Source organism: Massilia sp. LMS1-1-1.1, assembly GCF_040815535.1.
Taxonomy (GTDB): domain Bacteria; phylum Pseudomonadota; class Gammaproteobacteria; order Burkholderiales; family Burkholderiaceae_D; genus Janthinobacterium; species Janthinobacterium aestuarii.
In genome coordinates this window covers 1,075,977-1,096,438 of record NZ_JBFPNG010000001.1, presented here as the reverse complement: position 1 = coordinate 1,096,438, position 20,462 = coordinate 1,075,977, and the positions used below count along the sequence as shown (strand labels likewise).

Annotated in this window: 19 protein-coding genes and 1 riboswitch; of the genes, 10 read left to right on the top strand and 9 right to left on the bottom strand. The window is 64.4% G+C overall.

What is annotated here, in order from left to right; translation table 11 throughout:
• The first annotated feature begins 7 nt into the window (after positions 1 to 7).
• Positions 8 to 1,333 carry a response regulator c-di-GMP phosphodiesterase, NosR family gene (gene nosR / locus MRBLMS1_RS05040; RefSeq protein WP_485878178.1) on the top strand — a complete coding sequence of 442 codons (1,326 nt, stop codon included), beginning with the start codon at positions 8 to 10 and terminating at the stop codon, positions 1,331 to 1,333.
• A gap of 10 nt (positions 1,334 to 1,343) precedes the next feature.
• Here the strand turns inward: nosR and MRBLMS1_RS05035 are convergent, their stop codons facing one another.
• From MRBLMS1_RS05035 to MRBLMS1_RS05015, 5 genes are all read right to left on the bottom strand, one after another.
• Entirely contained in the window at positions 1,344 to 2,672 is a 1,329-nt protein-coding gene (locus tag MRBLMS1_RS05035) for an ATP-binding protein (RefSeq protein WP_485878177.1), read from the bottom strand.
• A gap of 87 nt (positions 2,673 to 2,759) precedes the next feature.
• Positions 2,760 to 3,431, bottom strand: coding sequence for a hypothetical protein (locus tag MRBLMS1_RS05030; protein ID WP_485878175.1), 672 nt, complete (start codon positions 3,429 to 3,431; stop codon positions 2,760 to 2,762).
• A complete protein-coding gene (locus MRBLMS1_RS05025) occupies positions 3,428 to 4,438 on the bottom strand; it encodes an MlaD family protein (protein ID WP_034749726.1) in 1,011 nt (336 codons plus the stop codon). The genes MRBLMS1_RS05030 and MRBLMS1_RS05025 overlap by 4 nt, the downstream gene beginning before the upstream one ends.
• Positions 4,439 to 4,490: 52 nt before the next feature.
• Positions 4,491 to 5,309: an MlaE family ABC transporter permease gene (locus MRBLMS1_RS05020; protein WP_128142558.1), complete on the bottom strand. Its 819-nt coding sequence runs from the start codon at positions 5,307 to 5,309 to the stop codon at positions 4,491 to 4,493.
• 61 nt (positions 5,310 to 5,370) lie between these two features.
• On the bottom strand, positions 5,371 to 6,246 hold the full coding sequence (locus MRBLMS1_RS05015; protein WP_485878172.1) for a LysR family transcriptional regulator: 876 nt from the start codon (positions 6,244 to 6,246) through the stop codon (positions 5,371 to 5,373).
• Positions 6,247 to 6,361: 115 nt separating this feature from the next.
• On the opposite strand from MRBLMS1_RS05015, the gene MRBLMS1_RS05010 reads away from it, so the two are divergent.
• Positions 6,362 to 7,732 carry an MFS transporter gene (locus tag MRBLMS1_RS05010; RefSeq protein ID WP_485878170.1) on the top strand — a complete coding sequence of 457 codons (1,371 nt, stop codon included), beginning with the start codon at positions 6,362 to 6,364 and terminating at the stop codon, positions 7,730 to 7,732.
• 4 nt (positions 7,733 to 7,736) lie between these two features.
• Here MRBLMS1_RS05010 and ribB read toward each other — a convergent pair whose 3' ends face one another.
• Complete coding sequence (ribB, locus tag MRBLMS1_RS05005; protein WP_035820303.1) at positions 7,737 to 8,384, bottom strand: 3,4-dihydroxy-2-butanone-4-phosphate synthase; 648 nt, start codon at positions 8,382 to 8,384, stop codon at positions 7,737 to 7,739.
• A gap of 95 nt (positions 8,385 to 8,479) precedes the next feature.
• A riboswitch (FMN riboswitch) is annotated at positions 8,480 to 8,630 on the bottom strand.
• A gap of 185 nt (positions 8,631 to 8,815) precedes the next feature.
• Between ribB and MRBLMS1_RS05000 the strand changes: the two genes are divergently transcribed.
• From MRBLMS1_RS05000 to MRBLMS1_RS04980, 5 genes are all read left to right on the top strand, one after another.
• A complete protein-coding gene (locus MRBLMS1_RS05000; protein WP_485878168.1) occupies positions 8,816 to 11,650 on the top strand; it encodes a M16 family metallopeptidase in 2,835 nt (944 codons plus the stop codon).
• 95 nt (positions 11,651 to 11,745) lie between these two features.
• Positions 11,746 to 11,943: a hypothetical protein gene (locus tag MRBLMS1_RS04995; protein WP_010399555.1), complete on the top strand. Its 198-nt coding sequence runs from the start codon at positions 11,746 to 11,748 to the stop codon at positions 11,941 to 11,943.
• A 123-nt stretch (positions 11,944 to 12,066) separates the two neighbouring features.
• Positions 12,067 to 13,641, top strand: coding sequence for a methyl-accepting chemotaxis protein (locus tag MRBLMS1_RS04990; protein WP_485878166.1), 1,575 nt, complete (start codon positions 12,067 to 12,069; stop codon positions 13,639 to 13,641).
• Between the two features lie 82 nt (positions 13,642 to 13,723).
• Positions 13,724 to 14,593, top strand: a complete 870-nt coding sequence (locus tag MRBLMS1_RS04985; RefSeq protein WP_034749708.1) for a ThiF family adenylyltransferase — start codon at positions 13,724 to 13,726, stop codon at positions 14,591 to 14,593.
• Positions 14,594 to 15,694, top strand: coding sequence for a nitroreductase family protein (locus MRBLMS1_RS04980; protein WP_485878164.1), 1,101 nt, complete (start codon positions 14,594 to 14,596; stop codon positions 15,692 to 15,694).
• Between the two features lie 32 nt (positions 15,695 to 15,726).
• On the opposite strand, the gene MRBLMS1_RS04975 is transcribed toward MRBLMS1_RS04980, so the two are convergent.
• The 3 genes from MRBLMS1_RS04975 to MRBLMS1_RS04965 all read right to left on the bottom strand — a co-directional run bounded on the left by MRBLMS1_RS04975 (position 15,727) and on the right by MRBLMS1_RS04965 (position 19,234).
• Positions 15,727 to 16,719: an EDSAP-1 family PEP-CTERM protein gene (locus tag MRBLMS1_RS04975; RefSeq protein ID WP_485878162.1), complete on the bottom strand. Its 993-nt coding sequence runs from the start codon at positions 16,717 to 16,719 to the stop codon at positions 15,727 to 15,729.
• 110 nt (positions 16,720 to 16,829) lie between these two features.
• Positions 16,830 to 17,813, bottom strand: a complete 984-nt coding sequence (locus tag MRBLMS1_RS04970; RefSeq protein ID WP_485878160.1) for an EDSAP-1 family PEP-CTERM protein — start codon at positions 17,811 to 17,813, stop codon at positions 16,830 to 16,832.
• Positions 17,814 to 18,001: 188 nt separating this feature from the next.
• Positions 18,002 to 19,234, bottom strand: a complete 1,233-nt coding sequence (locus tag MRBLMS1_RS04965) for a glycosyltransferase (RefSeq protein WP_485878158.1) — start codon at positions 19,232 to 19,234, stop codon at positions 18,002 to 18,004.
• A 137-nt stretch (positions 19,235 to 19,371) separates the two neighbouring features.
• Here MRBLMS1_RS04965 and MRBLMS1_RS04960 point away from each other — a divergent pair, with 137 nt between their 5' ends.
• The 3 genes from MRBLMS1_RS04960 (at position 19,372) to MRBLMS1_RS04950 (ending at position 20,421) form a co-directional block, all read left to right on the top strand.
• A complete protein-coding gene (locus tag MRBLMS1_RS04960) occupies positions 19,372 to 19,545 on the top strand; it encodes a hypothetical protein (RefSeq protein ID WP_200873002.1) in 174 nt (57 codons plus the stop codon).
• A gap of 240 nt (positions 19,546 to 19,785) precedes the next feature.
• Positions 19,786 to 19,923 (top strand): hypothetical protein, encoded by a 138-nt coding sequence (locus MRBLMS1_RS04955; RefSeq protein ID WP_162995739.1) that lies wholly within the window; start codon positions 19,786 to 19,788, stop codon positions 19,921 to 19,923.
• A 129-nt stretch (positions 19,924 to 20,052) separates the two neighbouring features.
• Positions 20,053 to 20,421, top strand: a complete 369-nt coding sequence (locus MRBLMS1_RS04950; RefSeq protein ID WP_034749696.1) for a hypothetical protein — start codon at positions 20,053 to 20,055, stop codon at positions 20,419 to 20,421.
• Positions 20,422 to 20,462: the final 41 nt, after the last annotated feature.

The following is a 20,462-nucleotide window of genomic DNA, read 5'->3' as shown; positions in this document are numbered from 1 at the left end:
CATGAGTATGAGCATCAGTACCAGCGCCAGCACCGCGGCCGCGCCGCCCACCATCCTGTGCGTCGACGACGAACCGAATATCCTGTCGTCGCTGCGGCGGCTGTTCCGCCCGCACGGCTACCGCGTGCTGACGGCCGATGGCGGCGCGGCCGGTCTGGCCCTGCTCGAGAGCGAGACGGTGGACCTGGTCATTTCCGACATGCGCATGCCGCACATGGATGGCGCGCAGTTCCTGGCCCAGGTGCGCCAGCGCTGGCCCGGCACCATACGCTTGCTGCTGACCGGCTATGCCGACATCCAGTCCATCCTCGACGCCATCAACCAGGGCGAGATCTACCGCTACGTGACCAAGCCCTGGGACGAGAACGATATCGTGCTGGTGGTGCGCCACGCGCTGGAACGGCGCGCGCTGGAACAGGAAAAACTGCGCCTCGAAGCGCTGACGGCCAGGCAAAACGTGGAGCTGCAGGCGCTCAACGCCAGCCTGGAAGCGAAGGTAGCCACGCGCACGCAGCAGCTGAAACAGTCGCACGACGAGGTGCAGGCGGCCAACGAGCGCCTGAAGGCCACGTTCGTGACGACGATCAAGGTGTTTTCCAACCTGATCGAAATGCGCGGCGGCAAGCTGGTCGGCCATGCGCGCAGGGTGGCGGAGTTGTCGCGCAAGCTGGCGCAGACGCTGGGCCTGGAAGGGCAGGACGCGCGCGACGTGTTCATCGCGGCCTTGCTCAAGGATATCGGCAAGCTCAGCTTGAGCGACGACGTGCTGGAACTGCCGGCCAGCGCCTGGACGGGTGAGCAGCTGGCCGCGTTCCGCAAGCATCCGCTGCGCGCCGAACAATTGCTGATGGCGCTCGACGAGCTGCGCGCCGTTTCCGTGATCCTGCGCTCGCAGCTCGAGCGCTTCGACGGCGGCGGTTTCCCCGATGGCCTCGTGGGCCTGGCCATTCCGATGGGCGCGCGCATCCTGGCGCTGGCGTCGGACTACGACGGCTTGCAGATCGGCGCCATGGTGCAGCGCAGCCTGCGCGCCGAGGAAGCGCGCACCCTGATCTACGACAGCGTCGGCAAGCGCTACGACCCGGCCGTCGTGGCCGCTTTCCGCAGCATCATGGACGAAACGGAGCCGCCGGCGCGCGACCTGACCGTGCTGTCGGGCCAGCTGGAGCCGGGCATGGTGCTGTCGCGCGACCTGATCAGCCGCGACGGCCTGATGCTGCTGGCGGCCGAACACGTGCTGACGGCCCGCGTGATTTCCCAGCTGCTCGATTTCGAAGGCAAGAATGGCGGGCGCCTGAGCATCCGCGTGTACGCGCCCTTGAAGGAATGCTAGGGCGGGAAGGTTAGGGCGCTGGCGGGGCCGCCGGCGGCGTGACGGGCAGGTGCACGGTAAAGCGCGTGCCACGGCCCACTTCCGACGCCACCTCGATGCGTCCGCCGTGCTTGTTGACGATGCCGTACGACAGCGACAGGCCCAGGCCCGTGCCGCTGCCCACGGCCTTGGTGGTGAAGAACGGTTCGAAGATGCGGTTCAGGTGTTCGGGCGCGATGCCGGCGCCCGTGTCGCCGATCTCCACCCACACCCAGTCGCCGGCATGGCCGGTGCGGATGCTGATCACGCCATCGCTGCTGATGGCCTGGCCCGCGTTGACGAGCAGGTTCATGAACACCTGGTTCAGCTGCGAGGCCAGGCACAGTATCTGTGGCAGCTCGCCATAGTGCTTCTCGATGCGCGCCTTGTATTTCAATTCGTTGGCGACGATGTTGAGGGTGCTGTCCAGGCCAGCGTGCAGGCTGGCCACTTGCCAGTCCGTCTCGCCCACATGGGAAAAATCCTTCAGCGACTGCACGATGTCCCGCACGCGTTTGAGACCATCCATCGATTCGCGCACCAGGTCCACCATGTCGTCCTGCAGGAAGGCGAGGTCGGCCTGGTCGCGCACCTGGGCCACGCGCGCGGCCAGGGCCGGGCCGTCGAGCGTCTCGCGCATCGCCGCCTCATACTGGCCGATCACGCCGAACAGGGTGCCGACATAGCCTTGCAGCGAACTCATGTTGGAGTTGACGAAGCCGATCGGGTTATTGATTTCATGCGCGATGCCGGCCGCCAGCTGGCCGATGGAGGCCATTTTTTCCGATTGCAGCAGCTGGTCGTGCGCTTCCTGCAGCTTGCTGATCAGTAGTTGCTGCTCTTCGCCGCGCGCCTGCAGCATCGCTTCCATGCGCTTGCGTTCCGTAATATCGGTCAGCGAGCCGATCACTTCGAACGGCACGCCGTGCTCGTCGCGCACGAGGCGCAGGCTGTCGTGCATCCACAGGTAGCTGCCGTCGCGCACGCGGAAGCGGTATTCATAGGCGCGCGCGCCTTCGACGAAGATCTGCGCCAGGCTGGAAAAAATGCCGGGCGCATCGTCGGGGTGGATGTGGTCGAACCAGAAATTGGGATCGGCAACCATCTCCTCTGGCTGGTAGCCCAGCACATTCAAGGCATTGTTGCTGACAAACGTCATCTTGAAGTCGCCGCTGGGCACGGTGCAATAGATGATGGAGGGTGTATTGTCGAGCAGATATTGCAGGCGCACGGCCGTGGCGGCCGGTGCGTCGGCATCGGGCGCCGTCCCGGCATGCCGGCCGGTATCGGGAGTAGAAAGGTCGAAATCCTCGAACTGCATTGTCACACCTCGCGGCCTGCACGGCATTGATGTCATCCTGGTTCGATTATGCCTGATTCTGCCTGCCTTGGGCCGTCATCGGCGCGCTCAAGGGGCCAGTGGCTGCTCGACGATCGCCATGCGCCGCGCGATGCGCTGCGCCGCTTGCGTATCGCCCGCCTGTTCGGCGCGCAGGCGCTGCACGCCCAGCCATGCCAGCAGCGGACGGCGCCAGCCCTGGTCCGAGGCGGTGGCCACGGCCGTATCGAGCAGCTCCGGCGTGGCGCGGCCCGAGCGCAGCAGCACGCCGGCGGCCACCAGCTGCGACAGCGGGTCCTTGATGGCGGCCACGGCGCTGGCGGCGGCCGTGTCCGAGCTGGCGCTGGCGGCAGCCCGCTGCGCTTCCGGCAGCAGGGCGACATCGGCCGCCAGCGCCTTGCCGGCCAGCCAGGCCGCATAGGCGCGGTCGGCGTCCGTCGCGTCGGCTTGCAGAGCTTCAAAGCCGGCGCAGTCCTCAAAGGCCAGGCTGGCCACGCGCGCGGCGCAGCGCAGCAGTTCGATGCGCGCCACGAGTTCGAGCTTGCCCGTGCCGGCGACCTGGCTGCGGGCACGGCGGAATTCCGTCTGCTCGACCAGGGCGTTGCCGCTCAAATAAGCCGCTTGGAACCGTTCGACGGAACTTTGCGCATTCATTTTCCAGTCCGGCACGGGCGGGCCGCTGGAGCAGGCGGCGAGCGCGGTCAGGGCCAGTGCGGACAAGGTGACGTTGAGTTTTCTCATGGCAGTTTGATCTCCGGATTGCGCTTGAACGGCCATTTGCGGTTGATTTCATTGACCAGCTGCTCGACCTTGCGCAGATTGCTTTCCACGTCGGCGCGCAGCGGGCCCAGGTCGGCTGTGGCCGCCTTGGCGTTGGCGCCCACGGCTTGCGCCTCGACCAGCACGGCGTCGACTTTTTTCAGGCTGTTGCGCGTGTCGGCCAGCAGGGCGTTCAGCTGCACGATGGTCGCCTGCGCATCCGTCATCACGCCCTTGTCGCCGAAGACGCGCGTGTCGGCATTGGCCACCAGGCCATCCGTGCGACGCGCCAGCTGGTCCGCCGTGATCAGCAGGGCGTTGGCCCGTTCGATCAGCAGGCGCGACTGCTTGTCGTCGCCCGTCAGCAAGCCCATGGCGCCACCCGGACCACTGAGCTTGCCCGTCACGGCCTGCACGTTGCGCATGGTACCGTCGAGCGCGGAATCGGTGCCCGTCAGGTTGCCCAGGTTGTTCAGCAAGTCCTTGGCGGCGGCCAGCAGGCGGGGGATTTCCGCCGCCATGTCGCCCACCAGCAAGTCGCGCGTGGCGTCGTCGGGCAGCGGCGGGTCCGTCAGGATGCCGCTGTAGGCGCGCAGCTTGGCGCCGCCCACGATGCCCCGCTCCAGCGTGAAGATGGAGCTGGTGCGCAGCCAGTGCGCGTCTTTGCGCGGCACGTCGATGATGACGCGCGCGCGGCCGTCCGGCGCCAGCTCGATGCGCTGCACGCGGCCGATGGGAAAGCCGGAAAAGGTCAGGTCGGCGCCCACGCCGACGCCGTCCGAATCGTCGGCCGTCAGCACCAGGGTTTGCGTGGCTTCGAAGGCGCCGCGCGCATACATCAGGTAGACGACGGAGCCGACCACCAGCACGAACATGAAGACGAGCAGGATGGCCGCCTTCAGTTCGGCGTGGCGCACGGGCGGCGGGGCGGGCAGCACAGCGTCGGGCGCCGTGACGTCGGTCTGGTCGGGATTTTGAGGTTGGCTCATGGCTTCTGGCTCTGGTATGGGTGGTTCAAGGTTAGCTGGGCGGTGGCGGGCATCAGTAGTAATTGCCCATCAGCGAAGCCACTTCGACCAGCAGGATGACGGAAAACAGGCGCAGCATTTCGGACAGGCCGTGCGCGGCCCACAGGCGGTTGCGCCGGCCGTGCGGTTCTTCCGGATAGTACGACGAGGCCAGCGGGATCAGGGCCACGGCAAAGCTGAAGAAGATCACCTTGAGCATCAGGATCAGCGCCACGGCCGGATTGAAGATCTGTCCCACGACGCGCGTGTAGCCCTGCAGCGCCCACGGCGTAAAACCGTAGATGGTGATGTAGGCGAGGATCAGCGACGTGACGCAGCTGACGATGGCCAGCATCCACACGGCGAAGATGCCGGACATGACGCGCGGAAAGTATTCACGGCGCAGCAGGTCGACGCCCTGGCGCTGCATTTTCTCAAGCATGCCGGACGAGCGCATTTGCGCGAACGCAATGCCGTCGGGCAGGGTCAGGCGCAGCGCGACGAACAGGGCGGCCGTCAGGGGGATCAGTTCCAGCACCAGCACGCGCACCACCATTTCCAGCGCATAGCGCGACAGGCCGTAGCTTTGCGCGCTGACGACGACGATGCGTATCAGCACCAGGCTGACGAGCGCGCAGGCGACGCTGAACCACACGAGATTGGGCGCCGTGTTCGTCACCAGGCGGTGCGCGAGGATGGGGCGGTTGTCGCGGTTATAGCTCGATGGCGACAGGGCCAGCGAAAACACGAGGATGGCGAAATGCAGCATGCGCCACCAGCTGACCAGCCAGGCCATGGTGGCCCGGTGCAGGCGGCGCAGGCTGATGATGAGGGAGACGGATAGGGTCATCATGGCATCTTAACATTGGATGCGTTCGATACAAGCGATTGTGCAGCCGTGCACGGCAGGCCCTTTATTGACCGGCCACGCTGGCAACGCTGTGGATAATCGCGTCGGCCGCCGCCCGCACGCGGGCCGAGCGGTTCAGGTCCGCATGCATGACCAGCCACACGTCATACGCTTCCGCCCGCTCGGGCCAGATGCGCACGAGTTGCGGGTCGATGTCGCCCAGGTGGGTGGCCAGCTCGGCCACGCCCAGGCCCGCGCGCGTGGCTTCCTGCAGCATCGCCGCCGAGTTCACTTCCATGGCGACCCGGGCGTTGGCGACGGATTCGCCGGCGATTTTCTCGCCATGGCGCGGCGTCACGGACTGGTGGTAGATGACGATGTCGTGCCCGGCCAGCGCCGTGCCGCGCACGGGCTCGCCCCGTTCGGCCAGGTAGCTTTTCGACGCATACAGGCCCAGGCTGCGCTTGACGAGATGGCGCGAGATCAGGTCCGGGTCGGTGGGGCGCACGCCGCGTACGGCCAGGTCCGCTTCGCGCCGCGTCAGGCTGGCCAGCGCCGGCGCCACGTTGAGCACGATGCGGATGTCCGGGTGGGCCGCGTGCAGCTGCTGCATGGCGCGGATGACGAAATGGCTGGCCATGGTGTCCGTGGTGGCCACGCGCACCAGGCCGCTTAAACGGTTGTCGACGCCCTGCATCTCGCGCTGCAGCTTGTCGGCCGCCCGCTCCATCGCTTCGGCGGCCGTGAGCGCCAGCTCACCGGCCGGCGTGGGCACGTAGCCCGACGGCGTGCGCAGGAACAGGGTGGCGCCCAGCGAGCTTTCCAGCGCGGCCAGGCGGCGCCCGCAGGTGGCCTGGTCGATGCGCAGCAGGGCCGCTGCCCCGCGCAAGGTGCCGGCACGGCCGATGGCGAGAAAGATGCGTGCGTTATCCCAGTCCATCCGTTTCCTTGTGATTTGTGATGCATTTTTGCATCAAGGCGCCGATTTTATGCCTGTTTACTGCATCATGCAACGCTCGCATAATGGCTGCCCCGCTGTCCCTGCAAGGAATATTATGTTTGCCCCCACACCGCGCCGCGCCAACGGCTTGATCCTGCTGACCCTGGCCTTCGGCTTCGTCATGGCGATGATCGACGTCACGGCCGTCAACGTGGCCCTGTCCGATATCGCGCTGGACCTGGCCATTCCGCTGACGGGCCTGGTCTGGGTGGTCGATGGCTACACCCTGACGTTTGCGGCGCTGCTGCTGGCCGGCGGCGCGCTGGCCGACCGCTACGGGCCGAAAGCCGTGTACCAGGGCGGCCTCGGCGTCTTCCTGCTTGGCTCGATCCTGTGCGGCGCCGCGCCCGATGGTCACTTCCTGACGGCGGCGCGCCTGCTGCAGGGCGCGGGCGCGGCCCTGTTCATGCCCAGTTCGCTCAGCCTGCTGACGCACAGCTTTGACGACGAGCGCGAACGCACGCGCATGCTGGGCGCCTGGTCGGCGCTGGTGGGCGTGGCAGGTGCATCCGGTCCATTGATCGGCGGCATCCTCGTGCACCAGTTCGGCTGGCGCAGCGTGTTCTGGGTCAATGTGCCGCTGGGCGTGCTGGCCATCGTCATGGCGCAATTGCTGCTGGCGGCACCGGTGCGCCAGCCGCGCGATCTGTCGCTGCTCAGCCATGCGCTGGGCGTGGCGGCGCTGGCGGGCCTCAGTTTCGTGCTGATCGAAGGGCCGGCGCTGGGCTGGCTGTCGCCCGGCGTGCTGGCGGCGGTGGCATTGACGGTGCTGTCGGCCGGGCAGTTGCTGCGGCGCGAGCGCAGTGGCAGCCATCCGTTGTTGCCCCGTGCACTGTTTCACAGCAGCAGCTTTGGCGCGGCCAATGGCGTGGGTTTCTTGATCAATTTCTGCGTCTTCGGCCAGCTGTTCCTATTGAGCCTGTTCCTGCAGCAGTCGGGCGGCGCCGATGCCTTGCAGTCGGGCTTGCGCCTGCTGCCCATGATGGCGGCCTATACGGTAGGAAATTTCATGGCAGGAAGTATTGCGGCCCGCCATGGCACGCGCTTGCCCATGCTGGCCGGCTTGCTGGTGGGCGCCGTCATGGCCTTGTTGCTGATGAGCTTGCGTCCGGGCACGCCGTTTGCGCTGCTGGCGCTGGGCACGGCCGTCATGAACGTGGCCATTGGCATCGCCATTCCCGCCATGACGGCTACCGTGATGCGGGTAGCCGGCAAGCAGCATGCGAACAGCGCGGCGGCGGCCCTGAATGCGAACCGGCAAATCGGCGCCCTCGTGGGCGTGGCCCTGATCGGCAGCATCCTGCACATGGCGCAGGACTGGTCGCTGCGCTTGCCGCTGGCCTACGCGACGATTGCCGTCGCGTATGGGCTGGCGGCGGGCCTCGTGTACAAACACGTACATCTGCCGAAGACCGTCGCCGTCTGACAGTTTATTGCTCGCGCGTGCTGCGCCATTCCACCAGTTCTTCGATGGTCAGAATTGGCATGCCGTGCAGTTCGGCGAAGCGTTCGATATCGTCGCCGCGCATCATGGTGCCATCCGGGTTCATCAGCTCGCACAGCACGGCGGCCGGGTTCAGGCCCGCCATGCGCGACAGGTCGACGGAGCCTTCCGTGTGACCACGGCGCTCGAGCACGCCACCGGGCGCGGCACGCAAGGGGAAGACGTGGCCGGGGCGCACCAGGTCGGCAGGCTTGGCGTTCGGCGCGATGGCGGCGCGGATGGTGGTTACCCTGTCGGCGGCCGACACGCCCGTCGTGACGCCGTCGCGCGCCTCGATGGACACGGTGAACGGCGTGCCGTAGCGGCTGCCGTTGTCGGACGACATGGGTGGCAATTCCAGCGCGCTGACGACGTCCGTCGGCAGGCACAGGCAGACGATGCCGCTGCATTCGCGGATCAGCAGGGCCATGGTTTCATTCGTGAGTTTCTCGGCAGACAGGATCAGGTCGGCTTCGTTTTCACGGTCGAAATCGTCGAGCAGGATGACGGGGATGCCGGCGCGCATGGCGGCCAGGGCGGATTGGATGCGACCTTCGAGGTCGTTGGAAAGCAGGGTATAGCTGTTGACTAACATGGTGAAACGCTCCTCGCATAGGCGAAAAACGCTGCAGGGCAAGCGAATAGACGCAGCCGGCCGCATCGACAGGTCGAGCGGACATCGCGTTTACTGCACATCTTCTTTCATCCGGACTATACCGTCGGCTCTAGGTTCACACTAGATCTGCTGACCTTATCAGGCTAAACCTGACAAGCGCTCGCGGGCTTGACCGTTGCCGGTCTTACCGCCGGTGGGGAATCGCACCCCGCCCCGAAGACGTATTGTTGTGCCGGTCCACATGACCGGCGGCAATACTTTAGCACAATTGAAAAAAAGGGGCAGGGCACTGCTGAGTTTGTTATTCGGCAAAGTTGCCTGGGGAAAGCAGTTTTTCCTAAGCTGTTTTTAATGGCGGAAACAGGATTTCAGTGTAAGGTACGCTTACTGAATCTTACCGTTGAGAATACATGAAGCTGAGTAAATTACGCCTGATCTCGGGCGCCGTCTTGCTGGCCTGCACCTGCATGGCCCAGGCGGAAATCCGTTTGAGCGATCCCCTGCCGCTGGCACCAGAAGTTACCGTTGGAAAACTGCCGAATGGCTTGACCTATTACATCAAGAAAAATGCCCGTCCCGCGCAGAAAGTGGAATTGCGCCTGGTGGTGAAAGCCGGTTCCATCCTGGAAGATGACGACCAGCAAGGCCTGGCCCACTTCACGGAACACATGGCCTTCAACGGTTCCACGCATTTCAAGCGCAATGAACTGATTTCATATCTGCAATCGATCGGCGTGAAGTTCGGCGCCGACTTGAACGCCTACACGAGTTTCGATGAAACCGTCTACGTGCTGCCGATTCCGACGAACAAGAAGGAAAACCTGGAAAAGGGTTTTCTCGTGCTGGAAGACTGGGCGCATGGCTTGAAATTCAACACGGCCGACATCAACAGCGAGCGCGGCATCGTGCTGGAAGAGGCGCGCCTGGGCAAGGGTGCCAGCGACCGCATGAACAAGGTGCTGTATCCGAAGCTGCTGAACGGTTCGCGCTACGCGGAACGCATGCCGATCGGCAAGGAATCCGTGCTGAAAACCTTCAAGCCGGAAGCCATCAAGCGTTTCTATAAAGACTGGTACCGTCCCGACCTGATGGCCGTGATGGTGGTCGGTGATGTGGAGCCGAAACAGGCTGAAAAGCTGATCCGGCAGCATTTCGGCAAGCTGAAAAATCCCGCGAAGCCGCGCCCGCGCCTGTATGCGGAAGTGCCGCAGCGCTCGCAAACGGAAGCGCTGGTGATCACGGACAAGGAAGCACCGGACGACAGTGTCTTCATCCGCTATCCGATCCGCGCCGCGCAGGAGCCCGTCACCATCGCCGACTACCGTCGCCAGATGATCGAGAACCTGTATGGCCAAATGCTCAGCGCGCGCATGCAGGAATTGACGCAGCAAGCCAATCCCCCGTTCATTCAGGGCGGCAGCAGCATGGGCAAGCTGGTGCGCGGCTATGAATCGTTCAGCGCGTATGCCTTGCTGGGCAAGGGCGGCGTGCAACCGGCTGTCGATGCGCTGGTGCAGGAAGACGAGCGGGCGCGCCGCTTCGGTTTCAGCCAGGATGAACTGGACCGCGCGCGCAAGGACATGCTGCGCAATTACGAGCGCGCTTACAGCGAACGCGACAAGTCCGATTCGGCCGGTTTCGTCGCCGAGTATTCGCGCAACTTCCTGGAGCAGGAAGCCGTCCCCGGCATCGCCAATGAATTGCTGTACGCGCAGGAACTCTTGCCGCAGGTAACCTTGCAGGAAATCAACGAAACGGTGGCCAAGGTGATTCCCGACCAGCAAAAGAAACTGGTGGTCTTCATGGGCGCCGAGCCGAAACCGGGTGCCAGCGTGCCGACGCAGCAGCAATTGCTCGACGCCGTGGCAAAGGCCGAGCAGCAAAAGGTCGAGCCGCGCACGGAAAAAGTCCTGGCCAGCAAGCTGATGGATGGCCCGCCGGCCGGCGGCAGCATCGTCTCGGAAAAGTTGAACAGTGCCATCGGCGTGACGGAGCTGACCCTGGGCAATGGCGTGCGCGTGCTGCTCAAACCGACGGACTTCAAGAATGACCAGGTGCTGATGGGCTCGACGCGCTTCGGCGGCCAGTCGCTGTTTGGCGACGCCGACATCTACAACGCCCGCTACGCCAGCGCCGTGGTCGGCAGCATGGGCTTGAAGGACCTGGCACCGCTGGACTTGCAAAAAGTGTTGGCCGGCAAGACGGTCAACGTGGGCGCGTCGCTGGGCGAGTTGAGCGAAGGTTTTGGCGGCTCGGCCAGCAGCGCCGACGTGGAAGCCATGCTGCAACTGGTGTATTTGTATTTCAATGACGTGCGCAAGGATGCGGGCCTGTACCAGTCCTTCATCGGCAAGCAGCAGGACCTGGCGAAAAACAGCATGGCGCAGCCGGAAGCCGTGTTTTACGACGCCATCCAGCACGCCATGTTTGGCGACAACCCGCGCGTCGATGGCGTGCCGCGCGCGGCCGACTTCGACAAGGTGGGCCTGGACCGTTCCTTGGACATCTTCCGCCAGCGCTTTTCCAGCGCGCGCGGCATGACCTTCATCTTCGCGGGCAGCTTCGAGCTCGACAAGATCAAGCCGCTGATCGCCAGCTACCTGGGCACCTTGCCCGTGGGCGACGTGCCGCATGCCTACCGCGACGTGGGCATGCGCCCGGTGACCGGGATCGTCAAGAAGGAAATTTACATGGGCAGCGAGCCCAAGAGCACGATTTCCATTACCTTCAATGGCGACGTGGCGTATTCGGACGAGCAAAAGCTGACCTTGCAGGCGCTGGGCGAAGTGCTGAACCTGAAAGTCATCGAAGTGCTGCGTGAAAAGATGAGCATGATCTATGGCGGCGGCTTCGAAACATCGATGGGGCAGCACCCGTATGGCCATTATTCGGTGGCCTTGAACTTGCCGACGGGACCCGAAAACGTGGACAAGGTGATCGCCGCCGCGTTTGCCGAAATCAACAAGATGAAGACGGACGGGCCATCCGCGGCCGACCTGGAAAAGGTCAAGCTGAACTGGATTACGCGCCAGCAAAAGTCGCTGCGCGAAAACCGCTACTGGATGAGTCAGCTGATGGGTTCCGTGACGCAGGGACGCGACCCCGCGCACATCCTGCGCTACGAACAGCGCGTGCGCGCCATCACGCCGCAAGCCGTCAAGCTGGCGGCGCAGCGCTACCTGGACATGCACAATTATGTGCAGGTGGTAATGTATCCGGAACGCAAAAATGTTGCCGCCAAGTAACCGTCGTGTTTGATCTGCATGGGCGGCAGCGTGGCGAAGCTGTTAAACTGCCGCTTATTGATGTGATATCGCAATTTAACAAGCAAGGAAATACGATGGCTAAGAAAGAAGAGCTCGATCCGGAAACCCTGGAGTTGATCAACTGGTGTATCGAGGTCGAAGGCTTCCTCGTGGCTGGCGGCGCCACCGTGGCGCAGGCGCAGGACCACATCGAAGAGCAGGTCGAGTGGTTTACCGACCAATTCTACGACGGCTTGACGCCGGAAGAGGCGGCCAAGGAAGCCTTGGCCTGACCTTCTCAACACGACTTACAGCGGGCGGTGCCTGCCGGGCACAGCCCGGTAGCGCCGCCCGTTTTGCTTTTTTGAAAAGATTTCCATTGGGCAATTAATTCTTCTATTTATTTCCAGGCACCCATGACACTCCGTTCGCGCATTCTCCTCCTGTGTTTCAGCACCTTGCTGGGCATCGTCCTCATCGCTTCATTCTCCCTGTATTCCTTGCGCCAGACCATGATGGCGGAAAGGGTCGAGCAATTGACGGTGCTGGTGGAGCTGGCCAACGCGTCCGTGGAAAAGGCGTATGCGCTGGAACAGTCGGGCAAGCTCACGCGTGAGCAGGCCCAGCAGCAGGCCAAACTGGCCATCGGCAGCTTCGCCAAGGACGAGATGTATTATTTCGTGCGCGATTTCAGCACCGACTTGCTGTACGTGCATCCAAACGCGTCGCGCATCGGCGTGCCGCAAAAGAACATGAAGCAGTCGGGCGACCGCTACCGCGTGGCCCTGGCCGCCAGCCGTATCGGTCTCGTGCAGGCGGACGGCACGCGCCCCGGCGTGAAGGACCCGGTGGCAAAGATGTATGCCGTGGTGAAATTTGCGCCGTGGGACTGGCTGATCGGCACGGGCACGTATATCGATGACATCAACCACAAGTTCTGGGCCCAGGCGGGCGTGCTGCTGGCCATCGGCGGCGCGCTGATGCTGGTGGTGGGCGCCTTGGCGGCCCTGATGCTGCGCCGCATCCTGGCCCAGCTCGGTGGCGAACCCGACTATGCAGCGGCCATCGTGGCGCAAATCGCCCAGGGCGACCTGACCACGCACATCGATACGCGCCCCGGCGACACGTCGAGTTTGCTGATGGCGATCAAGGCCATGCGCGATAACCTGGCCCATCTGGTGAGCCAGGTGCGCACCGATGCGGAATCGATTTCCACGGCGTCGGGCGAGATCGCCTCGGGCAACCACGACCTGTCGGCGCGCACGGAGCAGCAGGCGGGTTCGCTGGAAGAAACGGCGTCGACCATGGAAGAGATGACGTCGACCGTGCGCCAGAATGCGGACAATGCGCGCCAGGCGAACCAGCTGGCCATTTCCGCCTCGCAAGTAGCGAGCCAGGCGGGCGGCGTGGTGAGCCAGGTGGTCGACACCATGGGCGCCATCAATGCCTCGTCGAAAAAGATCGGCGACATCATCGCCGTCATCGACGGCATCGCCTTCCAGACGAATATCCTGGCCCTGAACGCGGCCGTGGAAGCGGCGCGCGCAGGCGAGCAGGGCCGTGGCTTCGCCGTCGTGGCCAGCGAGGTGCGCAACCTGGCGCAGCGTTCGGCCGCGGCCGCCAAGGAGATCAAGCAATTGATCGACAGTTCCGCCGAGCAAGTGGGTGCCGGTGAAAAACTGGTGGCGCTGGCCGGCGAGACGATGGAAAAAGTCGTTTCCAGCGTGCAGCACGTGACCGATATCGTGGCCGAGATTTCCTCGGCCAGCGCCGAGCAAAGCGCCGGCATCGAGCAGATCAACCAGGCCATCGTCGAGATGGACAACATGACGCAGCAAAACTCGGCCCTCGTCGAGCAGGCCTCGGCGGCGGCGCAAGCGATGAACGAACAGGCGGCGGGCCTGGCGCAGATCGTCAGCGTGTTCAAGGTGGGCGCAGTGGCAGGGGCGCCACGCCCGGCGCAGTCGGCCCAGCGCCGGCTGGCCCGCTAAGTTTTCGTCATAACGGGAACTTATCGCCTGACCATCTGTCGAACTCTTCTTGGTCCTTAGCGGACGTACAGTAGAGGTAAGCATGACAGATGGTTTTTCCTATCACGCGGCATTTGCCCGTAACCTGGGCTGGGTCACGCAGGCGGAGCAAAACAGCTTGCGCGGCAAGCGCGTGGCCATTGCCGGCATGGGCGGTGTCGGTGGCGTGCACTTGCTGACCCTGGCGCGGCTGGGCATCGGCGCTTTCCACATCGCCGATTTCGACACCTTCGATATCGCCAACTTCAACCGCCAGGCCGGCGCCATGGTGTCCACCCTGGGCCAGCCCAAGGTGGCCGTGCTGGCGCAGATGGCGCGCGACATCAATCCCGAACTCGACATCAAGCAGTTTCCCGACGGCATACACGACAGCAACCTGGCCGAGTTCTTTGCCGGTGTCGACCTGTACGTGGACGGCCTGGATTTCTTCGCCTTTCCCGCACGTCAGGCCACTTTCGCCACGTGCGCCCGCCTGGGCATTCCCGCCATCACGGCCGCGCCGCTGGGCATGGGCACGGCCGTGCTCAGCTTCATGCCGGGCGGCATGACGTTCGAAGAGTATTTTGGCTGGGGCGACTTGCCCGAAGAAGAAAAAGCGCTGCGCTTTCTCGTCGGGCTGGCGCCGGCCGGCTTGCACGGTCCTTACCTGGTCGACCCGTCCGCCATCAACCTGAAGGAGCGGCGCGGGCCGTCGACCATCATGGGCTGCCAGCTGTGCGCGGGCGCGGCCGCCACGGAAGCCTTGAAAATTTTGTTGAAACGCGGCAAGGTGATGGCGGCGCCGCACGGCGTGCATTTCGACGCCTATCGCAACAAGCTCGTGCATACCTGGCGTCCCGGCGGCAATCGCCATCCGCTGCAGCGCCTGACGATGGCCATCATCAAGCGGCGACGCGCCGCGCAGGGGGCATAAATGGCGCAAGCATTGCTGAACGATCCCGTGCTGGAAAGCATCCTCGACCAGGCGCGCTGGGCGCCCAGCGGCGACAACACGCAGCCGTGGCGCTTTGAAGTCGTGGACCCGCGGCACGTGGTCGTGCATGGCTTCGATACGCGCAGCCACTGCGTGTACGACCTTGACGGCCATCCCAGCCAGCTGTCGCTGGGTGCCTTGCTCGAAAGCATGGCGCTGGCGGCCAGCTGTCACGGCTTGCGCATGGAAGCGCGCCGGCGTTTGTCCATGCCCGATACCCTGCCCACCTTCGATGTGCACCTGATCGATAGTCCCGGCATGCAAGCCGATCCGCTGGCGGCGTTCCTGCCGCAGCGCAGCGTGCAGCGGCGGCGGCTCAGCACGCGCAGCCTGCGTGCCAGCGAAAAGGCGGCGCTGGCGGCCAGCTTGCCGCCGGGCTACGGCGTGCACTGGTTCGAAGGCGGGCGCGCGCGGCTGGCCTGCGCGCGGCTGATGTTCGACAATGCGAAGCTGCGCCTGACCATGCCCGAAGCGCACAAGGTGCACCGCGACGTGATCGAATGGGGGGCGCGCTTCAGCAGCGACCGCATCCCGGAGCAGGCGCTCGGCGTCGACGCGATGACGGCGCGCCTGATGCGCTGGGTCATGCACAGCTGGCGCCGCGTGGATTTTTTCAATACCTGGCTGGGCGGCACCATTGCTCCGCGGTTGCAGATGGATTTGCTGCCGGGCCTGTATTGCGCCGCGCATTTCGTGTTGCTGGCCGATGCGCCGCCGCGCCATATCGACGATTACGTGGCGGCCGGCCGCGCCATGCAGCGCTTCTGGCTCACGGCCACGCAGCTGGGACTGCAATTGCAGCCGGAACTGACGCCGCTGATCTTTGCCCGTTATGTGCGCGAGCGGCGCACCTTTTCGCGCACCGATGGCATGCAGGAAATGGCGCAGGAACTGGCCGTGCAATGCCAGGCCGTGCTGGGTGCCACGGCGGTCGAGCGGGCCGTGTTCCTCGGGCGCATCGGCGCGGGGCCGGTGGCCAGTGCACGCTCCTTGCGCCGTCCGCTGCAAGACTTGCTGGTGGCACCTACAACGGGGCAGTAGTGCGCGTGACGCCGTGCGCGCCACGGCGTCAATTAGCGCCGGCGCCGTGGCGCCAGGCAAGCCAGCGCTGCCAAGCCCGCCGCCAGCAGCGGCAAGGTGCCGGGCAGCGCCACTGGCGTGACGCCTGGCACGTAGGCCAGTTCGGAACTGTTCAGCATGTTCAGCACGAGGGTGTAGTTGCCTGCCACCAGATTGTCCGTGACGGCGCCGTATTGCCCGCCGCACGTCTTGCCGGTGCCCGTGCCTGTGGGCGCGCCGCAGCCGCTGGGGTCGTAGGTAAATACGCTGCCGCTGGTGAGCGGCGTTTGCGCGTAGCCCGTATTGAGGTTGGCGGCGTCGGCCAGTTCCGTGCCGCCCAGGATGCCGGAGCCCAGGCTGCCGTCGGGCGCCCAGTTGAAGACGATCTGGCCATTGTCATCGATGATGCTGAACGTCATCGCCATATTCGTCGTGGCCGTCGAGCCCGTGCCGGCCAGCGCGTCCAGGTACAGCTGCATGAAGGGCAGGGCCTGGAAGCTGAAGGCCAGGGTTGCGCCCGGTTGGCCGACGACGAAATTGATGGCCAGGGCCGTGGTGGAACCGTTGCGTCCCGAGGCGTCGGCGCTGCCGCCGCCCGTCAGGAAGGTTTCCGCCGCATTCACCGTATGCGTGCTGGTCGAGCCCGGCGGGAACGGGGGAATTTGCGAAGTGATGATTTGCGCCTCGCCGCGCGCATACGCGGCGTTGCCCATGCCTTGCTGGGTAAAATCGTTTTGCCCTTTGGTGACGCCGCCGCGTGTCGCTTGCGGCGCGTCGATCTCGTTGCTGCCACCGTTGATGACGCTGCTGCCGTTGAGCGTGGCGGTGGTGCGCGATACGTCGATATTGCTGATCAAGGTGGTGGAACCGGTGGGATTGCTGATGACCAGGCCAAAGACGCTGGTGTAGGAATAACCGTAGGCGGCGGCGCTGGCAGTGCCACTGCCGGCCAGCAACAGCAAGGCCAGCAGGGCCGTTGACAGTCGGATGCATAAAAATGTAGTCATGAAAATCCTCATCTCCTGGTCGGCCGCGTTGTAAGGAAAACCGACAGGCTTGCCGCATAAAAAAAAGGCGAGGAGACTCCCTCGCCTGTGAATCCCCCCTGTTGCCTGGTTCAGACGGCAACTTTGCGGCGGCGGGCGTAGCCCAGACCCGCCAGACCCAGGCCCAGCAAGGCCAAGGTGCCCGGTTCGGGTGTCGCCGCCTGTTTCACCAAGTCCACGCTTTCCACCGCATTCAAGGTCAAGGTGTAGTTACCGGCCGTTAAAGCATTGCTGACGGAGCTGAAATTGCTGCCGCACGCTGTACCCACGCCGGTGCCCGTGGGCGTGCCGCAGCCGGAAGGGTCGTAAGTGAACAGGTTGCCGCGCGTGAGGAAATTGGTTGCCAGACTGGTGTTCAGGTTGGCGCCGTCGGCGTTTTCTGTGCCGCCGAAGATACCCGAGCCGATCACGCCGTCTGGCGTCCAGTTGAATACCGTCGCGCCGGCCGCGTCCGTGATGGTGAAGGTGACGACCAGGTTGGCCGTGGCCGTGGACAGCTGCCCGACCGTGCTTTGCAGGAAGACCTGCATGAAGGGCGACGCCAGGAAGTCGAAGCTCAGGGTTGCCGTGGGCGAGCCGACGACGAAATCGACCGAGAAGCCCGTGGTCGAGCCGTTGCGCCCGGACGCATCGGCCGTGCCGGCAGGCCCGTCAAGGTGGGCTTCGGCCACGTTGACGGCCTGGGTAGAGGTGGAGCCCGGCGGGAACGAAGGGAACTGCGTGCTGACGATTTGGGCATCACCGCGTGAATAGTTGCCTGCTGGGCCTTGTTGCGTGAAGTCGTTTTCGCCCTTGATGACGGGGCCGACGTTGGCGCGCGGGGCATCGAGCGAGCCGGCGCCGCCATTGATGACGCTCACGCCATTCAGGGTGGCCGTGCTGCGCGAGATGGTGGTGCTGTTGGCCACCGTGATCTGGCCCGTCGGCACGGCGATCACCAGGCCGAAGATGTTGTTGTACGAATAGCCGTAAGCGCCCGCCTGTGCGCTACCGGCGGCACACAGCATGGCCAATGCCGCTGCGGCCGGGAGCAGTTTCAGTTTCGAGAGTTTCATTATATTCACCTCATGGTTGAGTGAGTCTGGAAGTCTTGCCTGAGACCTGTCGGCAGGTGCTCATGGCCAGTACCTAGCGACTTCCATGCCAACGCATGAGGTTCTTTTGAAATCAACGACTTGGCGTGCTTTTGTTGACGCGGTGCAGGCTTTGCCGGATGCGCTGTAAGAAAAACCGACGCTGCCCGTCAGGGCTGGCAGCCATGCGGCAACGAGCCCAGCAGGGCGTGCATATGGGGCAGCAAGCGTTGCCCTGGCACATAGTCGCGCATGGCCGTGGCCAGCTGGCGCGCCGCCAGCTTGGCCCTGCCTTCGTCGAGCATGCGCGTGGCGGCATGGCGCAAAGCGGTTTCCTGGAAGCGGTCGGCGCGCAGCAGCAGGCCGGCGCCGGCACCCACGATGCTGTGCATGTTGAGAAATTGGTCGAGGTTGCCGGCGATGCCGATGACGGGCACGCCTGCCGTCAGCGCTTGCTGGCTGGTGGGGCTGCCGCCGTTGCAGATCACCAGGCTGGCGCGCCGGGCGGCCGCGTCGCCTGGTAAAAAAGGCGCGACATAGGCGTTCGGCGGCACGGCATCGACGCGGATGGTGCCGGCCGTGGCCGCCAGTACGGTGACGGGCAGGGGCGCCAGCGCACGCAGCACGCGCGGCAGCAATTGCCCCTGGCCGGAACTGCCCAGGGTGACATAGATGATGGGCCGTCCGCTGCTCAGTTCCGGGCGCTGCCACCAGTCCGGCAAGTCGAGCGGCGGCGCCCAGATGATGGGACCCAGGTAGTCGTGCGTGGACGGCATGCCGTGCGGCGGGAACAGTTGCGGAATATCCGCGTACAAGGTGCGGTCGGCATCCGTATAGATGCGCCGCAGGTCGCTGCCCAGCGATGGCAAGCCATGGCGGCGGCGCACACGGTTCAGGGGCACGGCGTGCGAAGCGAAGGCCAGCGGGCGGATCAGGCGGAACAGGGGATCGGCCAGCCAGATGGGCAGCACGCCCGTCAGGGGCAGGTTGGGCACCGTGTAGTGCTGGCGCACCCAGGGACTCCAGTAGGCGTTGCTGACGGTAATGTAGGGGATGCGCTGCAGGCGCGCGCTGACCGACAGCGACAGGCGGAAGTCGCCGATCACGAGATCGGGCTGGACGGCATTGAGCAGGCGCAAGTCGTCTTCGACATACGCGTGCAAGGTGCTTTCCGTATACACGGGCTTGCCGTGCGCCAGCGCCTGCAGAAATTGCAGCGATGAAATACTGTCGATGCGCCAGCGGCGGAAGGGGACTTGCTTGAAACAAAAGTCATACCCATCGGCGCAGGCAAAATGCACCTCGTATTCTGCCTCGTCCAGCCCTTGGGCCAGGCTCAGGGGGCGGCCAACATGGGCCAGGGTCACTGCCTCGGCCATAAAGAGGATTTTCTTGCGCGCCATAGGGGTCGCTTGCACTCGTGCTGGAGGGGATGCCTGCGAAGTTGGAGTGGCGCCACGCCGTTTAGTTCCCCGCCGCCTGCCAATGGCGGGCGCCAGGATTTGGCTGCATCGGCTACAGTGGGGCAAAGGAGGCCACCATGCAGCCACAATTCCATCTTGCCCCGCTGCGTGCGCACAGCACGCCCGAACCCGATATGCCGCCACCGCCGGAAGGCGATCCCCTCAAGCCGCCGCCGGAACCGCCGCCGCACATCGACCCCGTGCCGGTCGAGGAACCGACGCCGCCACCGCCGCCCGTGAAAATGCATTGAGCGGTTTTCGGACCATGGCACCGCGCCATGGCTTGCGGCGGGCAGGTGCGCGCCATGTTTATTTCCAATCGGAAATGGAAGGCGCGGGCCTCGCCAGAGGCACGCCATTTAAACAACAAAAATGCGCATAAATGTTGCCTTGCGGATACAAATCAAGCTCCAACTGCTGAGTGTCATGCGGCCGTCACGATTCTGTTCTTATAATGAGACATCATAAAAATTCTTGTACAGGAGACCATCGTGGGCAATTCCTTGCATAACAAAATCTACCTGGGCCGGCGGCCCGTGATCACCAGCAAACACCTCGTGGCGCTGGCCCTGGCGGGCGCCGTGGCTGGTTGCGGCCTGGCATGGCTGCTGCTGCGCAGCTACAAATAACGGTCGTCACGCCCGTGTTTCCGTCGCCTGGCCGCATGGCGGGCGGCGGTAGATTCACGTTGCCTGTTGCCGATGCGCAGCGGGGCGCGTACCATGGGGGCCGAACACCTGGCCTTTTATGGAAAAGTAATGAAGAACGAGAAATTAACAACCGATGAATATGACGCGCTGGAGCAAGTTGCACGCGGCATCAAGACCGAGCGCCCCAGTGCTTGCGTTGCCCGCAATGCCAAGCGCCTGTCGGGCCTGAAGCTGCTCAGCTATGCACGCGACGGCCGTCTGTCCATCACCGAGAAAGCACAACAACTGCTGTTCCTGCGCCGCTGCATCATGGGTTTGCGCGCTGTCGCCACCGATCCGCTGACCAAGCTCGATACGGACGTGGCGTATTTCCTGGGCAAGAAAGCCCACATCGTGGCGCGCGCCGAAGGCGAAGGCCACGACATTTCCGACAAGGGCCGCGAATCGCTGGCCGACATCGACACCCTGGGCCTGTAAGGCTCGCAACCGGCCCCTGGGGCCGGTTTTCACATCTTCCC